Source organism: Pseudomonas sp. Root562, from assembly GCF_001427125.1.
In the GTDB taxonomy this organism is placed as follows: Bacteria; Pseudomonadota; Gammaproteobacteria; order Pseudomonadales; family Pseudomonadaceae; genus Aquipseudomonas.
Map to the genome: position 1 here is coordinate 96,209 of NZ_LMGK01000022.1, position 24,851 is coordinate 121,059.

At 56.4% G+C, this 24,851-nt stretch carries 22 protein-coding genes and 1 pseudogene; 13 read left to right on the forward strand and 10 right to left on the reverse strand.

Annotated elements, in window-relative coordinates:
- Window positions 1-14: 14 nt before the first annotated feature.
- Complete coding sequence (locus ASD60_RS18190; RefSeq protein ID WP_056855333.1) at window positions 15-1,328, reverse strand: MFS transporter; 1,314 nt, start codon at window positions 1,326-1,328, stop codon at window positions 15-17.
- A gap of 137 nt (window positions 1,329-1,465) precedes the next feature.
- Between ASD60_RS18190 and ASD60_RS18195 the strand changes: the two genes are divergently transcribed.
- Window positions 1,466-2,395 (forward strand): LysR family transcriptional regulator, encoded by a 930-nt coding sequence (locus tag ASD60_RS18195; RefSeq protein WP_056855334.1) that lies wholly within the window; start codon window positions 1,466-1,468, stop codon window positions 2,393-2,395.
- 29 nt (window positions 2,396-2,424) lie between these two features.
- On the opposite strand, the gene ASD60_RS18200 is transcribed toward ASD60_RS18195, so the two are convergent.
- Window positions 2,425-4,707 carry a heavy metal translocating P-type ATPase gene (locus ASD60_RS18200; protein ID WP_056855335.1) on the reverse strand — a complete coding sequence of 761 codons (2,283 nt, stop codon included), beginning with the start codon at window positions 4,705-4,707 and terminating at the stop codon, window positions 2,425-2,427.
- Between the two features lie 416 nt (window positions 4,708-5,123).
- Here ASD60_RS18200 and ASD60_RS18205 point away from each other — a divergent pair, with 416 nt between their 5' ends.
- From ASD60_RS18205 to ftsH, 3 genes and pseudogenes are all read left to right on the forward strand, one after another.
- The gene (locus tag ASD60_RS18205; protein WP_056855336.1) at window positions 5,124-5,666 is read left to right on the forward strand and encodes an Hsp20/alpha crystallin family protein; all 543 of its coding nucleotides are present in this window, start codon (window positions 5,124-5,126) and stop codon (window positions 5,664-5,666) included.
- A 336-nt stretch (window positions 5,667-6,002) separates the two neighbouring features.
- On the forward strand, window positions 6,003-6,650 hold the full coding sequence (locus ASD60_RS18210) for a BON domain-containing protein (protein WP_056855587.1): 648 nt from the start codon (window positions 6,003-6,005) through the stop codon (window positions 6,648-6,650).
- Window positions 6,651-6,736: 86 nt separating this feature from the next.
- Window positions 6,737-8,613 (forward strand): annotated as a pseudogene (gene ftsH / locus ASD60_RS18215) (ATP-dependent zinc metalloprotease FtsH).
- A gap of 6 nt (window positions 8,614-8,619) precedes the next feature.
- On the opposite strand, the gene ASD60_RS18220 reads toward ftsH, so the two are convergent.
- The gene (locus ASD60_RS18220) at window positions 8,620-10,992 is read right to left on the reverse strand and encodes a phosphoketolase family protein (RefSeq protein ID WP_056855337.1); all 2,373 of its coding nucleotides are present in this window, start codon (window positions 10,990-10,992) and stop codon (window positions 8,620-8,622) included.
- Window positions 10,993-11,216: 224 nt separating this feature from the next.
- On the opposite strand from ASD60_RS18220, the gene ASD60_RS18225 reads away from it, so the two are divergent.
- Together ASD60_RS18225 and ASD60_RS18230 are read left to right on the forward strand one after the other, a co-directional pair.
- Window positions 11,217-11,963, forward strand: a complete 747-nt coding sequence (locus ASD60_RS18225; RefSeq protein WP_056855338.1) for a helix-turn-helix domain-containing protein — start codon at window positions 11,217-11,219, stop codon at window positions 11,961-11,963.
- Between the two features lie 13 nt (window positions 11,964-11,976).
- Complete coding sequence (locus ASD60_RS18230; protein ID WP_056855339.1) at window positions 11,977-12,960, forward strand: zinc-dependent alcohol dehydrogenase family protein; 984 nt, start codon at window positions 11,977-11,979, stop codon at window positions 12,958-12,960.
- A gap of 152 nt (window positions 12,961-13,112) precedes the next feature.
- Here the strand turns inward: ASD60_RS18230 and ASD60_RS18235 are convergent, their stop codons facing one another.
- The 3 genes from ASD60_RS18235 to ASD60_RS18245 all read right to left on the reverse strand — a co-directional run bounded on the left by ASD60_RS18235 (window position 13,113) and on the right by ASD60_RS18245 (window position 16,116).
- Window positions 13,113-13,568: a hypothetical protein gene (locus ASD60_RS18235; RefSeq protein WP_056855588.1), complete on the reverse strand. Its 456-nt coding sequence runs from the start codon at window positions 13,566-13,568 to the stop codon at window positions 13,113-13,115.
- A 149-nt stretch (window positions 13,569-13,717) separates the two neighbouring features.
- Window positions 13,718-15,097, reverse strand: coding sequence for an MBL fold metallo-hydrolase RNA specificity domain-containing protein (locus ASD60_RS18240; protein WP_056855340.1), 1,380 nt, complete (start codon window positions 15,095-15,097; stop codon window positions 13,718-13,720).
- A gap of 98 nt (window positions 15,098-15,195) precedes the next feature.
- On the reverse strand, window positions 15,196-16,116 hold the full coding sequence (locus ASD60_RS18245; RefSeq protein WP_056855341.1) for a universal stress protein: 921 nt from the start codon (window positions 16,114-16,116) through the stop codon (window positions 15,196-15,198).
- Window positions 16,117-16,405: 289 nt separating this feature from the next.
- On the opposite strand from ASD60_RS18245, the gene ASD60_RS18250 reads away from it, so the two are divergent.
- Window positions 16,406-16,831 carry a potassium channel family protein gene (locus ASD60_RS18250; protein ID WP_056855342.1) on the forward strand — a complete coding sequence of 142 codons (426 nt, stop codon included), beginning with the start codon at window positions 16,406-16,408 and terminating at the stop codon, window positions 16,829-16,831.
- Window positions 16,832-16,868: 37 nt separating this feature from the next.
- Here ASD60_RS18250 and ASD60_RS18255 read toward each other — a convergent pair whose 3' ends face one another.
- From ASD60_RS18255 to ASD60_RS18270, 4 genes are all read right to left on the reverse strand, one after another.
- On the reverse strand, window positions 16,869-17,753 hold the full coding sequence (locus ASD60_RS18255) for a universal stress protein (RefSeq protein WP_056855343.1): 885 nt from the start codon (window positions 17,751-17,753) through the stop codon (window positions 16,869-16,871).
- A 51-nt stretch (window positions 17,754-17,804) separates the two neighbouring features.
- Window positions 17,805-18,710 carry a universal stress protein gene (locus tag ASD60_RS18260; RefSeq protein WP_056855344.1) on the reverse strand — a complete coding sequence of 302 codons (906 nt, stop codon included), beginning with the start codon at window positions 18,708-18,710 and terminating at the stop codon, window positions 17,805-17,807.
- A gap of 19 nt (window positions 18,711-18,729) precedes the next feature.
- Window positions 18,730-19,653: a universal stress protein gene (locus ASD60_RS18265; RefSeq protein ID WP_056855345.1), complete on the reverse strand. Its 924-nt coding sequence runs from the start codon at window positions 19,651-19,653 to the stop codon at window positions 18,730-18,732.
- Between the two features lie 82 nt (window positions 19,654-19,735).
- Window positions 19,736-20,005 carry a hypothetical protein gene (locus tag ASD60_RS18270; protein ID WP_082557615.1) on the reverse strand — a complete coding sequence of 90 codons (270 nt, stop codon included), beginning with the start codon at window positions 20,003-20,005 and terminating at the stop codon, window positions 19,736-19,738.
- Between the two features lie 352 nt (window positions 20,006-20,357).
- On the opposite strand from ASD60_RS18270, the gene ASD60_RS18275 reads away from it, so the two are divergent.
- From ASD60_RS18275 to ASD60_RS18300, 6 genes are all read left to right on the forward strand, one after another.
- Window positions 20,358-20,792: a YeeE/YedE family protein gene (locus tag ASD60_RS18275; protein ID WP_056855346.1), complete on the forward strand. Its 435-nt coding sequence runs from the start codon at window positions 20,358-20,360 to the stop codon at window positions 20,790-20,792.
- Window positions 20,793-20,794: 2 nt separating this feature from the next.
- Complete coding sequence (locus ASD60_RS18280) at window positions 20,795-21,214, forward strand: DUF6691 family protein (RefSeq protein WP_056855589.1); 420 nt, start codon at window positions 20,795-20,797, stop codon at window positions 21,212-21,214.
- Window positions 21,215-21,571: 357 nt separating this feature from the next.
- Complete coding sequence (locus tag ASD60_RS18285) at window positions 21,572-22,057, forward strand: hypothetical protein (protein ID WP_056855347.1); 486 nt, start codon at window positions 21,572-21,574, stop codon at window positions 22,055-22,057.
- 514 nt (window positions 22,058-22,571) lie between these two features.
- Entirely contained in the window at window positions 22,572-23,264 is a 693-nt protein-coding gene (locus ASD60_RS18290; protein WP_056855348.1) for a 3-oxoacid CoA-transferase subunit A, read from the forward strand.
- Window positions 23,265-23,272: 8 nt separating this feature from the next.
- The gene (locus ASD60_RS18295; RefSeq protein ID WP_056855349.1) at window positions 23,273-23,914 is read left to right on the forward strand and encodes a 3-oxoacid CoA-transferase subunit B; all 642 of its coding nucleotides are present in this window, start codon (window positions 23,273-23,275) and stop codon (window positions 23,912-23,914) included.
- Window positions 23,915-24,031: 117 nt separating this feature from the next.
- Complete coding sequence (locus ASD60_RS18300; RefSeq protein WP_056855350.1) at window positions 24,032-24,847, forward strand: DUF1206 domain-containing protein; 816 nt, start codon at window positions 24,032-24,034, stop codon at window positions 24,845-24,847.
- Window positions 24,848-24,851 lie beyond the last annotated feature (4 nt).

Here is a 24,851-nt window from a genome sequence, read left to right on the forward strand (position 1 = left end):
CGGATGTTGACGGATCAACCCGCACTGTATTTTGAAATCGCGACGTCACGGGTTTTCGGCTTGGTCGACAGGATCACTAATGCTGCGCACAGAAACACGCACCCCACGATAACAACGCCGAGATTTGCGCTGCCGGTTGCCGTTTTTGCCCAGCCGATTACTGCCGGCCCCCAGAAGCCGCCGGAAAGACCGATGGTATTAATCAAGGCAATGCCACCTGCCGCCGCCTCGCCCTTGATGTGTTCTGAGGGCATTGCCCACAATACGGTGTAGGCCATGAACATCATGGCGGTGGCCAGGGTCAACAATGCAAGCGCAGCCATCAGGTTGCCGTCTGCAAAGGGGTACATAAGCAGCAAAATCGCACCGATGCCCGAAGGCACTGCGCAGTGATAGCGTCGTTCACCAACACGGTCGGATCGGCGCCCTATCCAGTACATGCCGCAAGCGGCAGCGGCATACGGAAGCGCGGCGTACCAGCCCAGTTGCATGGTGTCGTTGACGCCCTGTGCCTTGAGGATGGCCGGCAGCCAGAAACTCAACGCGTAGATCGAGAAGATGATGCAGAAATAGGCGCTGGCAAGGATGTAGATTTTCGGGTCGCGCAACACCCCGCGGAACGAATGGACGCGCCCGGTCGATTCACCCAGCTCGCTGGCCAGCAAGCCCTTTTCTTCATGGCTCAACCAGTTTGCCTCAGCAGGTCGATTGGAAAGGATGAAAAAGGTCAACACGCCGAGTAAGACGCACGGCAAGCCTTCAATCAAAAACATCCACTGCCAGCCGGCCAGACCGCCAACACCTTCGAATGTGGTGATCAACCACGCAGACAGAGGGCCGCCAATAATGCCGCCAATAGGTCCGGCGATAAACACGATCGCAATGGCTCGCGCCATACGCTTGGGGCCGTACCAGCAGGACAGGTAATAAATCATGCCCGGTGCAAAGCCGGCTTCGAACACACCCAGTAGAAAACGCATGGCGTAAAACATCGGCACACTGTCCACAAACAACATGCAGGCCGAGGTGATGCCCCAACACACCAGAATGCGGCTGAAGGTTTTCCTTGCTCCTACCTTTGGCAACATCAGGTTGCTTGGCAACTCGAACAGCACATACCCCAGAAAGAAAATCCCGGCGCCCGCCCCATACGCTGCATCGGACAGCCCAAGGTCATTTTGCATCTGCAGTTTGGCAAACCCGACGTTGATACGGTCCAGGTACGCAAAGACATAACAGATGAACAGGAGTGGCAGCAGCCGCAAGTTGAGCTTGCGGTACAGGGCAGAAAGGACATCACTTCGTGCCGGCGTCTGAAGAGTTGCCATGGAAATCTCCCGTTATTGTTGTAGGTATGAGTTCGTGCCAAAGAATGTTGCACCGACGCCTCCTGCCCAGCAAGAGCAACTAAGTTCGTGTAGTGTTGCTCCACAGGCAACGCTATATTTCTGAAGAGAGTCCCGGAATGCGCGAAATCAATCAGCAACGGCTCAGGTATTTTCATGAAGTGCTGACCCACGGATCGATTCGTGGCGCAGCCGACAACATCAATACATCGCCATCGGTGATCACGCGCCAGATCAAGCTGCTGGAAGAGGAAATTGGCGCAAAACTGTTCGAGCGCCAGGCGCGTGGCGTTCAGCCCACTGAGGCCGCGGCGCACCTGCTGGAGTTCTGGCGCGGCTACCGATCGCACCAGGAAAAACTCGAAGATCAGTTGCAGGCGATCAAGGGCCTGCAGCAAGGCCATGTGCGCGTCGTCATCAGCGAGGGCTATGTCGATGCGTTGGTCGACAACGTGCTAGCGCCATTCTGCAAGCAGTACCCCAAGCTCGATGTGCGGCTGGACATCCTGCCTGTCGACGACGTCCTCAACGAAGTCGCCGAAAACCGTGCGCACATCGGCCTTGCCTACAATCCGCCGCCGCATCCGCACATCGACTATCGCGCAACGTTTTCACAACCGGTGATGCTGTTGGTTCGCCCGGATCATCCGTTGGCATCACGAGGCACAAAGGCAACCATTGAAGAAATCCGCGCCTGCCAACTGGTCCTGACGCCCACGACGTTTGGTATCGGGCATGCGATCAAGATGCTCGAATATGCCGAAAAAATTGAAATCCGCCCGGTACTCGTCAGCAACTCCCTGGCAGCGCTCAAACGCATGGTGGAAGGCGGCGATTTTGCTTCGTTGCTCGGAGAATTCGCGGCGTATCGGGAAATCGCCAGCGGAAGCCTGGCAGCGGTATCGATCGACCATCCGTTGTTTCTTGGGGTTGAAGCAAAACTACTGGTGAAATCCGGCAGACCGTTGGCCGCGCCCGCGCAAGAGCTGCTGACCTGGATGTTGCAGCGCTTGCCGATGTTTGCCTCTGGCGCTGGAATGCCTGATTAATTCCTTCCCCTTTTGCAAGACGTGATTGTCTAGCGCCAATCCAGATAACGAAACAGTTCCTCCTCCTGATCAAAGTGCAGTCGCACGAGGGTATCCAAACGGATCAACTGATGCTGGATCTGGTCGGCAGATGTCGTTGCGGGGGCGGCACTGAAGTCTTTGCTCATACGCGCAAGCAAATGAATAAGTCGGAAAATCTCACGGTGAGCGTGGCTCATGGCGGACATAGGGTCCTCCCCCGGCATGCTTCTTGTCAGCAGCGGATACAGTGCGTTTTCATCTTCATGTTCATGCTGCGCCAGTGATGACTGCAGTTTGTTGACCAGTTCCAGCAAGTCGCTACATGCTTGCGCAAGCGGGCGCTGGGCAAAGTCGTTGGCCAGGTGGTGCAGATCGCTCAGCACGGTGGAGAGTTGCTGGTGTTCGTCTTGCAGGCGGTCGATTTGCTCTTCGGTAAGTTTTTGTTTTCTGCGTCCCCACAACGGCCCCAGTGCCCGCAAGGCGTTAAGGATGATGACCACGTCTATGCCCTCCTGCACCACGGCGCCAATTAGTGGCGGTAGATAACCGAGGGCTGCCACCAGCATGGCCAGCATCGACATGCCCATCCCGACCAGTACACCCTGGTGGGCGATGTAGCGGGTGCGTCGGGCAATGTCCAGTGCCTCGACCAGACGATCCAGACGATCCACCAGCAGCACAATTCCAGCGGCTTGCGCAGAAGCAGTGGCACCGCCGGCCCCCATGGCCACACCGACGTTGGCCGCTGCCAGTGCGGGAGCGTCGTTGATGCCGTCGCCAACCATCAGCGTGCTGGCACGCAGGCAACCTTGCTCAACAGCACGCACTTTTTCTTCTGGGGTCAACCCGGCACGCAGTTCATCAATCCCGGCAGACAGTGCAATCATCTGCGCGGTTTCCAGCCGATCGCCGGTGAGCATGACGATCTTTTCGATACCTCTGTTGCGCAGTCGACGCAAAGTCTGCGGGGTTTCGCGCCGAACGTTGTCCGAGAAAACGAGCAGGCCGGCGAGTTTTCCATCCACGTCAATGAAGCTTCCGCTGCACGCCAGGTAATCCATGTGGCGCAGCATGGCTGAGGCCCATTCGGTTGCAGGGTTGTCGTCATCAGCAAAAGACAACGTACCGAAACGCACCTGCACGCCATCGACGCGCCCACAAAGCCCCGAGCCCGGGTTTTCCTCTACGTCCTGCGGCACGCTGAGGGGCAATTGGCGCTGATGCGCCGCTTCGACAATGGCCTGGGAGATGGGATGAGTCGAGGCTTGCGCCAGCGAAGCCGCCAGGCCTAGCAGGCGTTGCGGATCGCCGAGTCCATTGATCTCTATCGACTGCAGGCGGGCATGGCCGCTGGTCAGCGTGCCGGTCTTGTCGAGAAATACCTGTTTTACCCCGGCCAGTGCTTCCAGCGTCGCGCCATCCTTGATCAGGATCCCGCGCCGTGCCGCCCTCGAAATGCCAGACATGATGGAAATGGGTACCGCCAGGATCAACGGGCAAGGTGTAGCCACCACCAGCACCGCCAATGCTCGCAAGGGATCACCACTCACTTGCCAGGCCACTGCGGCAATCAGCAACGTCAGCGGTATGAAATACAACGCATAGCGGTCAGCCAATCGCACAAAAGGAGCACGCGAACGGCGCGCGGCCTCGGCCAGCCGGACAATGCCGGCATAGGTGCTTTGCGCTGACGTTCTTGTGGCCGTGAGCAGGAAGGGTGCACCCACATTGGATACCCCACTGGGCAGTAACTCTCCCTCCTGATGGGTGACCGGTAACGACTCCCCGCTCAGTGCCGACTCGTCCAGTATGGCTGCCGCACTCAGAAGGCAGCCGTCGACTGGCACGACCTCTCCCAGCCGTACCAGAATTGTTTGATGTGGCTGGATTTGCTCGACAGGGATCTGGCGTAAGCCGCCCTCCTCCTGCAACCAGGCCGTCCGTGGCGCGCGGTCGACGAGGGCTCGCAGTTCGCGTTCGGCGCGCTGTGTGGTGAAAAATTCCAACGTCCGCCCGGATGCCAGCATCAAGGCGATCACCGCCGCGACCAATGTCTGCTGGAACAGCAGCGCAGCGACTATCGACAGCAATGCGATCAAGTCGACACCTGCCTCCCCTCGAGCCAGTCGCCGGGCAATCTCGACGAGCAGGATCACCGCCATCACCACGCTTCCTGCAGCCCAGCATAGTGATGCCCAGTCAGGTTTCTGCCCAAGGTGCGCAGCGCCCCCCACCAGCAACGTCAAGGCGGTGAGCAACAACAGCGCTGGGTCTGGCCATTTACTGAGCATCGAAGCGAGTACCTGAAAAAACGATTGGCGTTGCACATACCGCCGGTGGCTTGAACGTGAGGGTGACATCAACGACTCAAGTCAGCGACGCCTCTGCAGAGCTTAGGTCTGGAATGCCTGACGTGTCCGATGGGGCTCATTGATTGAAGTTGAACACAAGCCGAGTGAAGGCGGCATATGGAAAAAACAGGTGTGTGCCCTCTTTCTGATTTAAATCAAACACGCTTGGGTCGTTCAGGAGAAATTAGAGACAGTCGTTGCGTCATCAGATTCGATGCCTGCACACCTCGCGTCAGGCGCAGAGTGCCATGACCACGCAATTACAAGGTGCAGCCCCTGGGCCTTCGCTCTGTTCTTTCAAAGTGGATCGACAGATGTGATGCCGGCAGCCACCTTCATCTAAGAGGAATGTAAACATGAGCAATTCCGCGAAAAAAATGCCCGTGACTCACGACGATAAAGCCCGTGAGCATTCAGTGGTCACTGATCTTTGGCGCCCTCTGGAACAACTCCGGCAACACGTCGATCACCTGTTCGAAGACTTCAATCACCATTCAAGCCTGTCACCCTTTGGCCGTGGCTTGTTTGATGTCGATCCGCTCTGGCGGCGAGAACACATCGGTCACAGTCTGCCTGCCGTGGACATCACCGAAAAAGACAAGAGTTTCGAAATCACGGCCGAACTGCCCGGCATGGATGAGAAAAATATTGAGGTCAAACTGTCCAATGGCAGCCTGATCATCAAAGGGGAAAAGAAAGAAGACAAGGAAGAAAAACGTAAAGGCTACTACCTCAGCGAGCGTCACTATGGTTCCTTCGAGCGGGTTTTCAACCTTCCCAAAGGCGTCGATGCCGATAAGATCGAGGCGAGCTTCAGCAAAGGTGTGCTGAGCCTCTCGCTGCCGAAAAAGCCGGAAGCCATGAAAGCGGACAAAGTCGTGCCGATCAAAGCCGGTTGAACCAGACAACTCGCCCCCGGCAGGTACACTGACCGGGGGATTTATATTGTTAACATCATCGGTATCAAGGCTGTTCGATACCGCTGAATCAGACGCTGTCGCTACTCGTAAACACTTGCACGTCAAACTCTATTCAAGCAGTTACGTCGGCGCAGGACATACGATAGGCGGGGATAAGATTTGCAGAGGCGCATGGACTCAAAACCCGCGATACGTCTTACTTCTTCCGACTGGCACGTACGTTGGCACCTTATTGATTTAACTCAATACCCCGACGGTGCCCAGGCGTAAAAAAGGGAAATGGGCAAATACCGCCCTTCAACCGAGGACATCGTCATGAACGACTTGAGCCTGCGAAAAACCATTCTGGAAGAGCTCGAATTCCAGCCCGACATTGATGCCGCCCACATTGGCGTCGCCGTAGACAAAGGTGTGGTCACCCTGACCGGCCACGTCACCAACTACGCTCAGAAAGTCAGCGCCGAGCGAGCAGTCAAGGCGGTTACAGGCGTGCGTGCACTGGCCGAAGAAATTCAGGTACGACTGGACAAGGGAGCCGGCACGGCGGACGACACCATCGCCAATCGTGCGCTGAACATCATCGACTGGAGTTCCGATCTTCCCGTGGGCGCCGTCAAGGTCATTGTGGAAAACGGCTGGGTCAGCCTGGAAGGTCAGGTCGACTGGCAGTACCAGAAGGAAATCGTGGAGCGGGCCGTGCGCAAACTGTCCGGTGTGGTGGGCGTGGACAACCGTCTCACGCTTCGTCCCCGGGTTGACGTGGGCGATATTCAAAAACGCATCGAAGAAGCGCTCAAGCGCAATGCCGAAGTTGACGCCAAGGGGATTCATATCAAGGTTGAAGGCAATGTAGTCAAACTCGAAGGCAAGGTGCATCTGTGGCGTGAGCGTCAAATCGCGGAGCGTGCCGCCTGGTCGGTACCCGGCGTAAACAAGGTGGAAGATCATTTGCTTATCGCTTGAACCAATGGCCCGGAGAGATCCAGTTTCCTCCGGGCTTTTCTGACACTGGGTGCCCTTCCACACTGCCTTTTCCGCGAGCCAAGGCCATGAAGAAAAATCAACAATGGAACCTGTCTTACTTTGCGATCGCCTTCATCGTGTTTGGTCTGCTGCAGTTTCTTTTTGTTGAACGCCATGTCGTTCAGCCCATCCCATACAGCGACTTTTTGCAACTGCTGAACGAGCAAAAGATCAGCGATTTGCGAGTGGAACAGCAAAGGATCAGCGGCAAACTGCAGGTACCCATTGATGGGCATACTCAATTCTCAACCGTCCGAGTAGATCCGGCACTCGCGGCGGATCTCGCCCATTCGGGGGTCGGGTTTACCGGCGTACAGGAAAATACGCACCTGATCGGATTACTCGGATGGCTGCTGCCTTTCGTTTTGATCATGGTGATCTGGCATTTCCTGTTCCGCGGTCTGGCAGAAAAACAAGGCTTCGGTGGCCTGATGAGCATCGGAAAGTCCAGGGCCAAGGTATTCGTCCAGCGCGATACCGGCATCACGTTTGCCGATGTGGCGGGTATCGATGAAGCCAAGGCTGAGTTGGTGGAAATCGTCTCGTTCCTCAAAGACAAGACAAAATATGCGCGCCTGGGAGCGCACATCCCTAAAGGCACACTGCTGGTTGGGCCGCCCGGAACCGGAAAAACCTTGGTGGCTAAAGCTATTGCCGGTGAAGCCGGCGTACCGTTTTTTTCGATCTCGGGATCTGAGTTTGTCGAAATGTTCGTTGGGGTGGGGGCCGCTCGAGTCCACGATCTGTTCGAACAGGCACGTCAGGCCGCCCCCTGCATCATCTTCATCGATGAACTGGATGCGCTGGGAAAGATGAGGGGCGTCGGTGCCTTTGGTGGCAATGACGAAAAAGAACAAACGCTCAATCAGTTACTGTCCGAACTCGATGGATTCGACCCTCGTGAGGGCGTTGTATTGCTGGCCGCGACCAATCGACCGGAGATTCTGGACCCGGCACTGCTGCGTGCTGGACGAATCGACCGCCAGGTGCTGATCGACCGCCCGGACCGAAAAGGTCGTCAGGCAATACTCAAGGTCCATCTGCAAAAAATAACGGTCTCGCCGGACCTCGACAACGACCGCATTGCTGACATCACCACGGGTTTTACCGGCGCCGATCTGGCCAACCTGGTCAATGAAGCCGCCATCGTGGCGACACGTCGCGGTGCTGATGCGGTCAACCTGGACGACTTCACGGCTGCCGTAGAGCGTATCGTTGCCGGGGTTGAACGCAAAAGCAGCGTGCTGCGCCCCGATGAACGTCGAGTGGTGGCGTTTCATGAGATGGGGCACGCCCTGGCGGCGAGCGGCCTGCCAGCCATGGACCCGGTCCATAAGGTCTCAATCGTGCCCGCGCTGTGGGTTCACTGGGCTATACGCTGCAGCGACCGACCGAAGACCGCTTCCTCATCAGTTGCCAAATGCTCAAGGACCGGATTGTCGTTCTCATGGCAGGACGCGCCGCCGAACACCTCGTGTTTGGTCAGATATCCACCGGGGCGGCTGATGACTTGGCGCGGGCCACTGATATCGCCCGACAGCTGATAACCCGGTTTGGCATGAGTGCCACGCTCGGCCAGTCGGTGCTGGAGCGGCAAAGCGCGTCCTTTCTTGGCGAACACATGCCGAGCGCCATGGATAAAGATTATTCGGAACAAACAGCCAGGGAGGTCGACCTGGAGATTCGTGCCCTGCTCGACGAAGGCTACCATCGGGCAACGGCCTTGCTCGAAGGTCGTCGGGCAGATCTGGACGCTGGTGCACTTCTGCTACTGGAGAAAGAAACGCTCACGCCTGAAGAGTTTCCACCGATCCTGCCGTTCAAAGCCGCCACGGTGAATCGTGCCCCGGTCCTGACGACGTGTGTAGACACTCTCGATTTCAATACGCAGCGGCGTCACTGACGACGGTCAACATTCCACTTGCGTCCATTGCCAGTTCAAGACCTCGGGCATGTCCTGCCCATGCTCGATCAGATAAAGCTTGTGCCGCTCCATCGTCGACCAATATCGCGCCCTGGCGAGCAGCATGTGATCCTGCAGACGAGGCACACGCTCAATGACGTCCAGTGCCAGCTGATAACGGTCCAGATTGTTGATCACCGCCATGTCGAAGGGGGTGGTCGTGGCGCCCTCCTCCTTGAAGCCTCGCACATGGAAATTCTCATGGTTCGTGCGTTTGTAGATCAAACGGTGAATCAACGCCGGGTAGCCGTGGAAAGCAAAAATCACCGGTTTGTCCCGCGTAAATAATTCATCGAACTCGCTGTCCGGCAGGCCATGGGGATGCTGGTACGACGGCTGCAGCACCATCAGATCCACAACGTTGACCACCCTCACCCGCAAATCCGGCACGTACTCCCGCAACAAGGTGACAGCGGCTAGCGTTTCCAGGGTCGGCACATCACCGGCGCAGGCCATCACCACGTCGGGATCCTCATCATTGCGGCACGCCCAGTCCCACCGACCGATACCCTTCTGGCAATGCGCAGTGGCTGCATCGATATCCAGCCACTGCCATTCCAGCTGTTTGCCGGCGACAATGACGTTGATGTAATCGCGGCTTCTGAGGCAGTGGTCCGTCACTGACAGCAGGCAATTGGCATCGGGGGGCAAATAAATCCGCGCTATGTCCGACTTTTTATTGGCTACCAGGTCAATGAATCCCGGGTCTTGATGTGAAAAGCCGTTGTGGTCCTGACGCCAGACGTGGGATGTCAGCAAAAAATTAAGCGAAGCAATGGGTTGACGCCATGGCACGTCGGCGGCGGTCTTCAGCCATTTGGCATGCTGGTTGACCATCGAATCGACGATATGGATAAAGGCTTCGTAACAGGACAACAGACCATGACGTCCGGTCAGCAGATAACCCTCGAGCCAGCCCTCGCAGACCTGCTCACTGAGAATCTCCATCACGCGACCATCGGCGGCCATATTGAGGTCGTCCGGTTCCAGTGGCTCCATCCACGCCTTGGCGCTGACCTCATACACCGCATCGAGCCGGTTCGAGGCGGTTTCATCCGGGCCGAACAGGCGAAAATTGCCGGCGGTCAGGTTGTTTTTCATCACATCGCGCAAAAACGTACCCATCACCCGTGTCGCCTCCACGCGCAGGCTGCCAGGTGTTTCAAACTTCACGGCATAATCGCTGAATCGCGGCACATCCAGGGGGCGCAGCAACACACCGCCATTGGCATGGGGGTTGGCGCTCATTCGCCGGTGTCCGGTCGGTGCCAGTGCCGTAATCTCAGGCAACAACGCACCGTTTTCATCAAACAGCTCATCCGGCCGGTAGCTGTTGAGCCATTCCTCCAGTTGGCGCAGATGTAACGGCTGCTTAAAGTCGGCCAATGGCACTTGATGTGCGCGGCACGTACCTTCGACGCGCTGACCATCGACGAATTTCGGACCGGTCCAGCCTTTGGGTGTACGCAAGACCAGCATTGGCCACAGTGGCCGTTGCGGCGGTGTGGATCGGCCCGGCCGACGCGCCTCAAGCTGAATGTCACGAATTTTCAGAATCATCGTGTCCAGTGTTTGCGCCAGCGCCTGATGCACCTGCATGGGTTCATCACCTTCCACGAAGTACGGATCGTAGCCATAGCCATACAACAGGGCCGAAAGCTCATTCTCACTGATTCTGGACAGTACGGTGGGATTGGCGATTTTGTAGCCATTGAGGTGCAGGATGGGCAATACCGCGCCATCGCGCGCCGGATTGAGAAACTTGTTGGAGTGCCAACTGGCCGCCAGTGTCCCTGTTTCAGCTTCGCCGTCACCGATGACACAAGCGACAATCAGATCCGGATTGTCAAACGCCGCGCCGTAGGCGTGTGCCAGGCTATAGCCCAGTTCGCCACCTTCGTGGATGGATCCCGGTATCTGTGCCGAGACATGGCTGGAGATGCCGTAAGGCCACGAAAACTGGCGAAACAGGCGCAGCAAGCCGCTTTCATTACATTCCACAGCGGGGCAAAACTCGGTGTAGGTGCCCTCGAGGTAAGTCTGGGCGACGACCGCCGGTCCACCGTGACCGGGACCGGCAATGAACAGCATGTTCAGCTCGTACCGGTTGATCAGATGATTCAGGTGGGTATAGATCAGGTTGAGCCCGGGCGTCGTCCCCCAATGACCCAGCAGACGCGGCTTGATGTGCGCCAGGGTCAGGGGTTGTTTGAGTAGCGGGTTGCCTCTGAGGTAAATCTGACCGACGGCCAGATAATTGGATGCCCGCCAATAAGCATCCAGTCCCTCCAGTTGCTCAGCATTCAGGAAATCGCTCATGAACTTCTCCGCCGAAGGACCAGGCTCCAGGTAGGCTTTGAACGAGTCTGAGAGTCTGGGAAGCTTAAGACTTGATTTACATCAATTTCCCACGTCGGTACCCGGGTAAAGGGTGCAAAGGCAGGTCCATTCGTCGATTACACCGGTTGATCCGCAAATCCGGTGAGTCTAAATTTCCTCGACGCCTATCCTTAGGGAGTCACTCCTACTGACGTCACCTCTCAATGCCAGACATTCGCGCTTTGCAAGTGCATTTCCTGAAAACTGCGTGCTCGACCTGCAGTGTGATGGAGTTGTGCCTGCCCATCGGAATGACAAGCCAGGAAGTCGAGCGTCTGGACACATTGATCGTGCAACGCTTCAAAGTCAAAAAGGGCGCGGCGCTTTACCGGGCAGGCGATCCGTTGCGCTCGCTTTATGCGGTACGCATCGGCTCGTTCAAGACCAGCTTTTTGTCGGTCGATGGCCGCGAACAAGTCACCGGGTTCCAGATCCCCGGCGAAATGCTCGGTCTGGACGCTATCAGCACGGACCTGCATGCGTGCAATGCCGTTGCCCTTGAAGACAGCGAGGTCTGCCCTATCCACTTTGCTCACCTGGAAGAACTTGCCCATGAGCTGCCTTCGCTGCAGCACAGCTTCAACAAAATCCTCAGTCGGGAAATCGTGCGTGATCACGACATGCTGATGATGCTGGGCAACATGAGCTCGGACGAGCGTCTGGCAGCCTTTCTGCTAAACCTGTCGCAACGTTTGAAAACCCGTGGCTATTCATCGACGGAGTTCGTGTTGAAAATGCGCCGCGAGGAAATCGGCTCCTACCTGGGGCTGCGCCTGGAAACCATTTGCCGAGGCATCGCACATTTGCGGGATCAGGCACTCGTAGAAATTTCAGGCCGTGAGGTCAAAATCCTTAATCCAGAAGGCCTCAAGCAGTTGATTGCCGGCTGCCATCGCCCTCCTGCCTGTTGATCCCGGTCATCCTATGCGCGCCATGGTTTTACACTCGTCCGGTCAGCCGTTGCAATTGCAAGACCGCCCCATTCCGGCACCCAGTGCCAACCAACTGTTGATCAAAGTCCTGGCCTGCGGTGTCTGCCGCACGGATTTGCACCTGGTGGACGGAGAATTGCCACAAGCGGTGCTGCCCCGGGTGCCGGGGCATGAAATCGTCGGTGAAGTTGTCGCTGTGGGCAGCCATGCAGACCCCGAGCGCATCGGCCAACGGGTAGGCGTTCCGTGGCTTGGCTGGACGTGTGGGGAGTGCTCGTTCTGTCAGGCCGGGCGGGAAAACCTTTGCGATCAGGCGCGGTTCACCGGATGCCATCTGGACGGTGGATACGCCGAATACGTCGTGGCCGATCAACGCTTCTGTTTTTCTATCCCTGAGGCCCTTTCCAATATTGAAGCGGCACCGCTGCTGTGTGCCGGGCTAATTGGCTTTCGCGCTTTGCAAATGGCACAAGGCGCGCGCCATCTCGGGTTCTATGGCTTTGGCGCTGCAGCGCATCTGGCCATTCAAGTCGCACGGGGACGCGGTCAGGAGGTGTACGCCTTCACTCGTCCGGATGACACGCAAGGACAGGCGTATGCCCTGTCCCTGGGCGCGAAATGGTCCGGTTCGTCGGACCAGCCTCCCCCTCACCTGCTCGATGCCAGCCTGATTTTTGCTCCGGCCGGTGCGCTGGTGCCGCTGGCGCTCGCCGTCACCGTCAAGGGCGGCTGCGTGATTTGCGCCGGCATCCACATGAGTGACATCCCGGCCTTTCCTTATCGGCTGCTATGGGGCGAGCGCAGTGTACGATCGGTGGCTAATCTGACCCGCGACGATGGCACAGCGTTCTTCAAAGAACTTCAACACACCCACGTGCACTGCGACACCACCCGGTTTTCCCTTGAGGATGCGAATCAGGCACTGGCGCTATTGCGCAGTGGTCAATTCAACGGTGCGATCGTGCTGGTGCCGTGACTCGCGGCTCATTCATTGCTTTACACCGAGCGCAGCCCCGTCCCATGACAAGCGCTGTACGCTGCGATGCTCCTTCTCAGGCAAGCCAAGGCGAAAGATCACTTCACCTCGCACATCTTGCGTCCCGGTGTCAGCCTGAATGGCTCGCCGGCTCAAATCGCCTCTCCCTTTGCCAGTTCGATATCAGGCAGCCACAGGGCGTTGATGCAGGCCTCCTCGTCCTTTCCCGTCACCGGTTCCAGGGCCATCGGATCAAGCAGGTGTTTATTGAGCATGGCCAGGCGCACCATGCCGTTTTTGTCGAGGAGCGAATGTGCCACGCACTCGCACAATGACCGAGGCAGGGCTTCTGGAAGGGACTCTATTTCAGCATTTGCAAACTCGATTTCTAATCGCAAGGTGCAAGTGTCGACCAGATCCCGCATCGCGTGAGAAGCGAAGTTAAACACTGTTGAGTAGCCCGCCATCAACGCCATCGAGACCGACAGCAAGAGGGTTGCCTCGCGTTTCCACGAAAGGGTGCCCGTCCGGTGCAGGTATTTGTGTGCCGTTGCCTTGCTCCAGTCTTGAACTGCATGACACCGGCTGAAAAGCTTGTGGTTTGACATGACTGAATCTCTCACCATCTTTATCAAAACAATGGCGCTCACTGAAAAATACCGTTTGATCTGAATCAACCTCCGCCAAGCTGAGTCCCAGCTTCTTGACTTGCTGGCGATCCTGCTGCAAACGGCGGTGGCTTTTGGGATTCACTTGATCAACTTGCAATGAAGTCATCGCTAGAGAGTTCCACGTTGTCGCGATACTCCGGCACCGACACCGACCACCCCAACTCCAGACTGATGCGCCGGCGCAGCACATCCGACGCGTTAGGTTCCCCATGGACGACAAAGGTATGTTTTGGCGGTCGTTTGAACCCACGCAGCCACTGCATGATTTCATCAGCGTCGGCGTGTGCGGACAGTGTTTGCATCGGTACCACTTCGGCGCGGATCGGCACGTCCTTGCCGTGGATACGCACCGAAGAGACGCCGGCAACAATTTGCGCACCACGGGTGCCACCGGCCTGGAAGCCAGGCATTAACAGTGTGTTATTCGGATTGGGAGCCAGTGCCTTGAGGTGATGGACCACCCGCCCTCCTGTCGCCATGCCACTGGCCGCAATAATCACCGCCGGGGTGCGTTGCTGATCAAGCGCTCTCGACTCATCGACCGTGTGGACGAATTGCGCCACATGGCACATGCCCTCGCAGTCTTCCAGGGATAATCTGTGCTCGTTCCGGAAGCGCTGGTACAACAATGTGACGTCGGTGGCCATCGGACTGTTGAGGTAGATTGGAATATCGGGAATCGCCCTTTTGCGCTTCAACTGATACAGGTGATACATCAGCAGTTGAGCGCGCCCGACCGCGAAGGATGGCACAAGGGTTATCCCTCGGCGCAGTGCCGTGCGGGTGATGATGTCGGCCAATTGCGCCTGTGGCGCCTCGACCGGATGTTGACGGTCACCGTAGGTAGACTCCACCAGCAGATAATCCGCCTCCTCGACCTTTTCGGGAGCAAACATCAATGGATCGTCCGGACGTCCCAAATCTCCTGAAAACACCAGGGCCAGACCGCCGGCTTTAACTTCTACTGTGGCGGCTCCCAAAATATGCCCGGCGCCACGAAACAGAAGTGACATGTCCGAGAGGATTTTAACGCTGTGGTGCAATTCCACGGGCCGCAACAGTTTCAGGGCTCGCTCAGCATCTTGCTCGGTGTAAAGCGGCAGCGCCGGGCTGTGCTTCGAGAAGCCATGCCGGTTGGCAAACTCCGCTTCTTCTTCCTGCAAGCGACCACTGTCCAACAGCAGGATTTTCACCAATTCACAGGTGGCGGGCGTGGCGTATACCGGGCCGCGATATCCATTGCGCACCAGCACGGGCAGATAGCCGCTGTGATCAAGATGGGCATGGGTCAGCACAATGGCATCGAGGTCGCTGACCGGAAGCTGGAACGGGTCGCGATTGTGCAGTCGCAATTGCTTGTAGCCCTGGAACAGACCGCAATCGACCAGCACATGTTGGTTGCCATGTTCCAGCAGATACTTGCTACCCGTGACCGTACCCGCGGCACCTAGAAATGTGATTCGCATGGCCGTTGCCCTTGAACATTCAGAGGAGCGCTATTGATCGCTCCTTTTGGCCCAGGGTCAGTTGATTTTTATCAACTGCGGGCTCGATGGGGGCTCGTTCAACCGTATGGAGTGACCGGTTTGACGATCACCAGACTGCACGGTGCCCGGTTTAACAGGCGTTCAACGGTGTCGCCGATAAACCGGTCGGGCCCTGGGTGATAGACCGTGCCCAGTACCAGCATGTCGAAGTCATGCTGGTGAGCAAACAACTCGATGACCTTGTAGGGCGTGCCCGACAACAAATGTCGATGTGCATCCTTGATGCAATAGCGTTCGGCAAGCACGTCGAAAGCCTCTTGCTGGGCATCTTCAATGGCGTCCCGCAAACTGTCATCAAGGCTGACTGTCGGCACACTCCTCGGTGCATCGCTGATCTCTGACCAGCGACTGACGTTAAGCAAGTGCAACTCGGCGCCAAAACTGGCCGCCAGAGTTGAGGCCAGATCGACAATTCGGTCATTCAAGCCCTGAGTCAGCTCCTCGAGATGGGACAAATCGATCGAGGCCAGGATTTTCAACGGTTTGGGGTTTCTGGCACTGGTCACTAAATGCAAGTGGGTAGGACATTCGCGCAACAGCCGCCAATCCAGAGGCCGGTGAAAGACGCGGTCGAGTGCTGGCACGTGATGGGCGTCCTTGATTACCAGGTCCGGATGGAAGTCACTTATGTACTCCAGCAGGTTGGTCAGACTCGACCGGGCCCAAACCGCCTCGGTACTCACCTGAAGGCCGCCGCACCTGTAAAAACGGGCTTGCTGTTCCAGCCAATGACGGTGCACCTGTAAATAGCCTTCTCGTGCCTGGGCCATCGCATCGTGGTCCAGCAAACCGGCTACGGCCAATGCCTGGACATAATCGAACGCTACAATGTGCAACAACGCACCGGTTGCACATGCCAACGCATGTGCACGCTCGAACGCCGGGGTATGGCTCATTTCGCTGGGAGCTATCAATAGAATGCGTTTGAGCTTGAGCATCACATACCTCGCCCTGGGTCATGGTTGCCATTCGATTATTTGGCGTTACGCCGAGGGGGACATGACTTTTATCAACGAATCAGCAGCCGGAGAAATGCACCGATTCGCCCTCGCTAGTCCATCCATGGTTGATTCAGCTCAACCTTTTTTCGGTTTTCTGCTGTAGAAATACATTGACCACTGGACCCGGTGCGGCGGCTAGGTGAAAGGAATCACTGGAATCGCTACACACCTCATATTCCATGCCGCGTGCCCCCGACTATCCGCCCCTTCTCCCTGGAGCTTTGCCATGTTGGCGGTCACCCTGATCAATATGCTGGTGGTCATCATCGTTGTCGTGATCCACTACGAATGCCTGCTACGACTGAACGATTGGCTGCCCCGGCTCAAGTTGTGGAGCCGCTTCAGGATTGTCGTTGGCGTATTCGGCGCCCTGGTTGCCCACGCGACAGAGGTTTGGTGCTTTGCATTGGTTTACTACCTCATGGTGCACGCTGGTAAATGGGGCACTCTGACGGGCAGCTTCGACGGTTCACTGATGGATTGCGTCTACTTTTCCTTCACGACGTACACGACGATCGGCTTCGGTGATATTTCACCCGTGGGCGACATCAAGTATTTGACCGGGCTGCAAGCGCTGACCGGGCTGGTACTCATTACCTGGACAGCCTCCTTCCTGTTTCTGGAAATGCAGAAATACTGGAAACGCAAATAGTTGCCACTCGTTCGCATCGGCGCTCTACAAGCTCGCTCTAAACCGCCAACACGCAGCATGGCGCTTGATACAGAATATGCTCGGTCGTGCTGCCCAGGAGCTTGTTTAATCCCTTGGACTGGACCCTGCCCATTACGATCACATCCACGTTGTGTTCATCAGCGAACTCACACAAAACCTTGACCGGATGACCGTCTATGAAATGCCGACGATCTGCAGGCACGCCGAACTGATCTGCCAGGCGAAGGAAAGACTTTTCCAGGTCTCGTCGAAGCGCTTTGGTCAGGTCAGCGAGCGTGAGACCGTCCATGTCCGCCAGAAAATCGGCCGAAATATCGCAGGCGTACAGCAAATGCAATTCGGCATTGCACTGCATGGCGAGATTGCAAGCTTGCTTGATGATTTGTTCATTCAGTTCGTCGCCGGCTGACTCGACATCCGATACTTCGACAGCCGCGACAACTCTGCCAGGCAGGTTCAAGCCGGTGTTACCCATCAGATAAACCGGTGCCGAGCAGTGTCGCAACAAATGCCAGTCCAAAGGCGTGAAAAAGGCCCGCTTGAGCCTTGACGCATGGTCAATTTCCTTGATCAACAAGTCGGGCTGCATATCCGTCACGTGATCGATAATGTCTTGCTTCAGATCCTCAGCCCATGCCACTTGCGTGGTCACCTCAATTCCCCGGCCTCGCACACTCTCAGCCTGAGACTCAAGCCAGTCGCGATGGTCCTGCAGGTATCGCTCGCGAGCCAATATTCGATCGCCCTCCTCAAGCAGCGACAACCATTTGAACGAAGGGATCAGCGCGGTGATATGCAAACTCGCCCCGCAGGCCTTGGCCAGGGATGCTGCATGGCTCACGGCTGGGGAATGACGCAGTACCGGATTGATGATCAGCAACAAGCGTTGATACAGGCTCATGATAAATCTCCGGGTGACGGAAATATTTGACGCAAACCGCTTATGGATACGTCAGCGTTTGGCCCTGACCGCCAGAATGCTGCCAGGCACGGAGTACAGCGCGCGCTCTGTGTTGCTGCCAATCAGCCGGTCAAAACCCGTACGGTGCACCGTGCCCATTACCACGACATCAGCCAGGTATTGCTCGACAAACTCACTGATAACCGGCACCGGCAACCCCATGACGAAATGCCGACGCTCTGGCGGTACGCTATAGCGCTGCGCCAGTGCGATAAACGCCTGGTGCAAGGATTGACGCAGTTCCTCGATCAGGTCCACGCCCCACCCTCCCCCGGCCAGTGGTGCGTCGCTATTGAAAACGGGCGACAAATCATAGGCGTACAGCAGGTGTAACGGCGCATCGCATTGCAGGGCCAAGGCGTTCGCAGTCTGAATGATCGTATCGTTCAATCCGCTGATTTGTGTCGAAGGATCGAATGGGTCCACTGCCGCAACAACCCTGTGCGGCAAGCTGTAGCGAACCTGGTTGACCAGATGCACGGGGATTGGGCATTCACGCAACAAGTGACAATCAAGTGGCGTAATGAATACCCGCTTGAGCGCTGGCTCAAGGGTGACATCCTTGATCAACAGGTCGGGTTTGAGATTCTCGACCGTCTTCAAAATATCCAGCAACGGATGGGTAGTGAAGACGGCTTTAACCGTTGCCTGTAAACCCAGGTCGCTGAGCCGGTCCAGTTCTTCGGCTTCCCAGCGACGGTAGCGACGCACATAACGCTGTTGCTGTGCATCGTCGACCTGTTCTTCAAAATAATGAATCACCGGCGCAGGTTCGACAAAGACTCGCACATCCAGTACAGCCCCTGCTTCCATGGCCAATGCAACCGCGCGCTGTTGTGCAGGTGACTCATGCAAAGATTGATCGGCGATCAATAGAAAACGTTGGTAATTTCCCATCACACACCTCCGTTCAGCGTCAGGATTGCAGCATTTTTTGTGGTTTGATCGCGAGCAAACTGCAGGGCGCCCGGTGCAGAAGTTGCTCGGCCGTGGTGCCCAGCAGTTTGCTCAGGCCCTTGTGCTGCACCGTACCCATGACGATGACATCGGTATGGTTCTCGCCAACAAATTCACAGATGCTCGGCACCGGAGCACCTTCGATGAAGTGCCTGCGCTGCGGTGGCACGCCGTGGCGCTCAGCGATGGCTGCAAAGGCTTCAAGTTGGGCCGCGCCCAACATTTCGTATATCCCGGTTGCCAAAGGCAACGCGCCAAAACCCATGTCGTGAACGTATGCGGACGTCCAGTCATAAACGTGCAGCAGGTCAAGGCTGGCATCGCAGATCGCCGCCAGTTTCGAGGCTGCGTCGATAATCTGGTCGTTAAGCACATGGCCCTGATCCTCATCGCGAAACACATCAATGATGGCCAGTAACTTATGCGGTCGAGCATTGAGCGGCGTGGTCACCAGATGCACCGGTACAGGACAGTCACGCAGCAACTGCCAATCCAGCGGGGTAAAAAATACGCGCTTGAACGCCGATTCTTCCTGAGCATCCTTGATGATGAGTTTCAGCGGCATCTCGTTGATAAAGGTCAGGATCTCCTCGTAGGGATCTTGCACCCACATCACCTCGGTAGTGACCTGCACCCCATGTTTCCTCATCAATGCGGCCTGGTCGGCGAGCCATTGGCGATGGGTGTGCAGATAGCCGTCTCGAGCCAAATCGAATTGCTCAGGGGCGAACAGCCCTGCCACCGACAGGGCCTGTGAATAGTCGAACGCCACGATGTGCAAGGGTAATTGCATCGCCAGCGCCAACGCTGCAGCCCTGTCGAAGGACGGGGTACGAGTCATGGCTGGAGGGGCGATCAAGAGTAAACGTTGAGTCTGCGGCATGGGGCACCTCGGCACGCGGCCATTACAATCCAGAACCAGAGTCACAGATTGATCAATGCCTGTTCCGGTCATTTGATATTTGTCAGTTACGCACGCGATGTCCGTCAGGAAATCCCCATGCCTGCTCATTGATATCTTTGTTATGGGCGCGAGCCATTTGCCGCTCAGGCATCCGAATGGGTTCTTTTGCCAGGTCAGCGACACTGGGCCAGATATGCGGGGCCTCGATACGTGCCTTGAGTAGACCCACAAATGCCTGTGCTTCGCACAGACTGTTGAAGTTCACTTGCAAGGCATCCATGCACACGACCCAGCAATGGCTTGCCGGTTGCTCCGTGATATCAATGATCATAAAGACCTCCGTATTGCTTTGAGAAACAGCACGCAAAGCCTTCCGGCTTTATCGCGACCTCCTTGACGGCTATTGCTCCTTCAGTGAAAAAGCCGTGCGCTGCACATCCTCAAGACTGCACCGTAGAGACCGGCAAAAGATTGATCATGGTCAATAATTTCGTTATCGGGCGATGTCCACACAACTGCATGTCAGGCTTCGTTCGATCGACTATTTTTGACAAAGATCAAACCTGCCGCCCCTAACCGCTGCAGGCTTGTTGGAAGACTTCCGCCGTGGCTAACGGATCAACCGATCACCTGGCGCAGATGTGTCACCTCTGATCAATCGCTCTTTGCTCCGGAGAGGCTTCATGAACGTCGACTGGCTGAACTTCACTCCTTGGTCGTCTCTTGCAGGAGGCGCATTGATTGGTCTGGCTGCCAGTCTTTTCGTTATCTTCAACGGGCGTATCGCCGGTATCAGTGGTCTGATTGGCAGTCTTTTGCAGCGTGGGAGTGAGGGCGTGAGTGAGAAAGCACTTTTTCTCCTGGGCCTGGCGATTGCCCCGCTTGTATGGCGTTTGTTTTCCTCGCTGCCGCCAATTGAGTTCAAGAGCGGCTGGTTTGGACTTTCCTTGGCCGGCTTGATGGTGGGCATCGGTACACGATACGGCTCGGGTTGCACCAGTGGACATGGCGTTTGCGGCCTATCGCGTCTCTCGCCACGATCGATGGTCGCTACCGCGTGCTTCATGTTCAGTGGTTTCGCCACGGTGTTTATCGTGCGTCATCTGCTCGGGGGGTGAACGTGATCAAACTGAGTGCATTCATTGCAGGCTTGCTGTTCGGCATCGGCCTGCTCCTGGCTGGCATGACCAATCCGGTGAAAGTACTGGCCTTCCTGGATGTAGCCGGTGCATGGGACCCCTCCTTGGCTTTGGTCATGATCGGGGCCATTGGCATCGCCGTGGGGCCGCTAGCCTGGGCACGCCAACAATCCCGTTCGCTGCTGGGAAGGCCAATGCAGCTACCGGTCAAACGGGAGTTGGATACCCGTTTGATCGGCGGGAGTCTGGTGTTTGGAGTCGGCTGGGGATTAGCAGGCATTTGCCCCGGCCCCGCAGTGGCAATTCTGCTGACAGGGCGCTGGCAAGGGATCGTGTTCATGCTGGCCATGCTGACCGGCATGTGCTTGTTTACTGTGCTGCAGGCCCGACGAAACCAATGAAAGGGAAATCGCCATAAAAACGGACACTCGAACCATAGGCCCTCGCCTTTTCGCCCACCCCACCGTTTGATGCGTGCTGCAACTGGCCTTGGAATATCTCTTTGGGAACAGTGGACACCGTTGATTTCTTCATCGATGGCTGCATGGTCTCGTTGGCAATGTTTCGTTCCCCACGCAAATGAGGACCCCGGTGTATCAATACGGCATCTGATATATATCAAGGTGCGTTGTGACAGTGCTGCTAATTACTAGGTGGTCGGGCTGTGGTTTTTGATGTTGGCAAAGTGATCTGACGCAAACAGCAATGTTCATTCAAAACCCTGGCTCAGCTCCCCCCACTAAAAAAGGCGGCTAGACATGAAATACAGCAGACTGGCCATGCTCTTGTTTACTGCATCGTTAGCCCCCACAGGGACATTTGCAGCAGAGCAAGCTCAAGTGACGCAGACGCAACAACAAGCTCCAAATGTTGCCGAGTTCGATAAACAGATGGTTCAGGCGCAAGATACCTTCAAGAAAATGCAGGCACAGATGGAGAAAATTCAGCAAACCCAGGATCCCCAGCAAAGGCAGAAGCTTCTTCAGGAACATTGGAGTGCGATGCAGAATGCAATGAGCATGATGAACGGTATGTGGGGGCCGGGAATGATGGGCAGAGGACACATGATGGGTGGTAGCCACAAGATGGGGTGGCATGACTACGCGAACATGACCCCTGAGCAACAGAGTCAACGCCAATACATGATGGACAGGTATACGGGGATGCAACAGATGATGATGGATAACATGATGAAGCATCAGAACTACATGCAAGGGCAGCCGCCGGCAAAGCCTGGACAATAGGCACTTGTACTCTGCTTTGTGAAGTGCGTTTTCGGTGGACTGGGAACGCACGCCTCTATCGCTTTTAGCGCGAACAGATTCACTCAGACCTGCCAAAGGTTTCAACGCTTGATAAGGTCAATACCGATGACCTTGATATCCTCAATGTTGGGAAACCTAGCCGTCTTGAGCGACGAGACCTTTTTGCCGACCATACCTCAACGGTATCGTACAGCACTCAAATGATATTAGACCCCGATTGCCTTCGAACTTAGCCTGTGAGTCCTCAGGCTATGCGTGCGAATAAAAATAAATGCTTTTTCGAAGCAATCATGAGTTCTCATTGTTCGATACCTCAACGCAATTCATCGCGCTGCCCGCCATGGTTCTGTTCGTTAATCGCACGACATCGCCTGCCGAGCCCCCCGCCTCAACTCATTTCTTGGCACGCTATACACACCTTGGCAATCACCGTGATTCACGCGGCTTGCCGTCGGATCATTCTGTTCAGCCAACATAAAAACAGGAGTATTCCTTGATCAATAAAACATTTGAATCAGTCGCGGCTGCACTAGACGGCATTGCCGATGGTTCGGTCCTCATGGTGGGTGGATTCGGCACTGCCGGGATGCCGTCGGAGTTGGTCGACGGCGTCATTGCTTCGGGCGCTCGCGAGCTGACCATCATCAGCAACAATGCCGGTAATGGTGAAATCGGTCTGGCTGCATTGCTCAAGGCCGGGCGTGTTGCCAAGGTCATCTGCTCGTTTCCACGCCAATCCGATTCCTATGTCTTCGACGAGCTCTACCTGGCAGGAAAGGTTCAGCTCGAAGTGGTGCCACAAGGCAACCTGGCCGAACGTATTCGCGCGGCAGGCTCTGGTATCGGTGCTTTCTATTCACCGACCGGCTACGGCACTTTGCTGGCCGAAGGCAAGGAAACCCGTGTGATCGACGGTCGCAACTACGTGCTGGAAATGCCGTTGCATGCCGATGTCGCACTGATCAAGGCCGAAAATGGCGATCGCTGGGGCAATCTCACTTACCGTAAAGCCGCGCGTAACTTTGGGCCGATCATGGCGATGGCCGCGAAAACGACAATCGCCCAAGTCAATCGGATCGTGGAGTTGGGAGAACTGGACCCCGAACACATCATTACGCCGGGAATCTTCGTTCAGCGCGTGGTCGCAGTGCCCCGCTCCCCTTTCACGAAAGCCAACGTCAACTGAGGTTCGCCATGACTGTCATGAATAAACTATCGCGTAGCGAAATGGCGCAACGTGTGGCCGACGACATTCTCGAGGGCTCTTACGTAAACCTGGGTATTGGCGTGCCTACGCTGGTGGCCAATTACCTGGGTGACAAGGAAGTGTTCCTGCACAGTGAAAACGGTGTGCTGGGCATGGGCCCGAGCCCTGCGCCGGGTGAGGAAGACGATGACCTGATCAACGCGGGCAAACAGCATGTGACACTGCTGCGTGGCGGGGCCTTTTTTCACCACGCCGATTCGTTCTCGATGATGCGTGGCGGGCACATCGACATTGCCGTCCTGGGCGCTTTCCAGGTCTCGGTCAACGGCGACCTGGCCAACTGGCACACCGGAGCCGAAGGTTCCATTCCGGCTGTGGGTGGCGCGATGGATCTCGCAACCGGCGCGCGCCAAGTGTTCGTAATGATGGATCACCTGACCAAGACGGGCGAAAGCAAATTGGTGCCGCAATGCACCTACCCGCTGACCGGCATTGGCTGCGTGACCCGGATTTATACCGACCTGGCTATCCTGGACGTCACTCCAAAAGGCTTGCAGGTCAGAGAAATTTTTGCCGATATCAGTTTTGAGGCATTGCAAACGCTCAGTGGCGTGCCACTGATTCGGTAAAGCCGGTTGGCGCCCACCCCACGATTGGGCGCCCCTCCTCACCGAATATTCGCCCTTTATCGAACCCCTTCCCGAGCGACAGGTCTGCATCTTTATAACTCCTCGGGAATGAAGCCAATGTCCGCGCAACACACCCTTGTCGTGCTCGCTCGGGGCGGATATGCCGCTCGAGGTGTTCTGTACCTGATCATCGGTATCTTCGCTCTGCTGGCGGCACAAGACTCGACAAAACCCAAGGACAGCCACAAAAGCCTGGAGGCTTTGCTAAGCCAGCCTTTTGGTTACGTCCTGGTCGGGCTGGTGGTGGCTGGTTTACTCGCATTCGCAGGCTGGCGAGTGTTGCAGGCCATTCGCGACGTCGATCATCACGGTACGTCGTTCAAGGGTCTGGTCATTCGTGCAGGGTTGTTCGCGGGTGGTTTGATCAATGGCGCACTGGCGTTTTTTGCGCTGGGCCTGCTCATCAGTGGTATCAGAAGCTCAAGCAATTCAGGCGGCGGGAATACCCGGGATCTGCTGGCGCATCTTTTGTCGTGGGATCACTCAAACGTGTTGATCTACCTGGTGGCGCTGATCCCACTGGGTGTAGGCATTGCTCACCTCATCAAGGGGTGGAAGGCAACATTCGAGAAGTACTTCGAGGCCGACGAAGAGGTGATGCGCTACATACGTCCCGTATCTCGGTTCGGACTCATAGCCCGAGGCGTCGTGTTTATCGAGATAGCGGTGTTGCTGGTAATCGGCGGCTCACGTTATCAAGTCAAGGATCCCCCGGGCATGAAGGAAGCGCTTGATGCTCTGCAGAATCTGCCAGCGGGAAGCGTGATTCTGATGGTGATGGCTTTGGGCTTGATCGCCTTTTCGGTTTACAGTTTTTCCGAAGCCGCCTGGCGCAAAATCAATATGGATGTGCCTGGAGTCCCGGCATCGTAGTGGC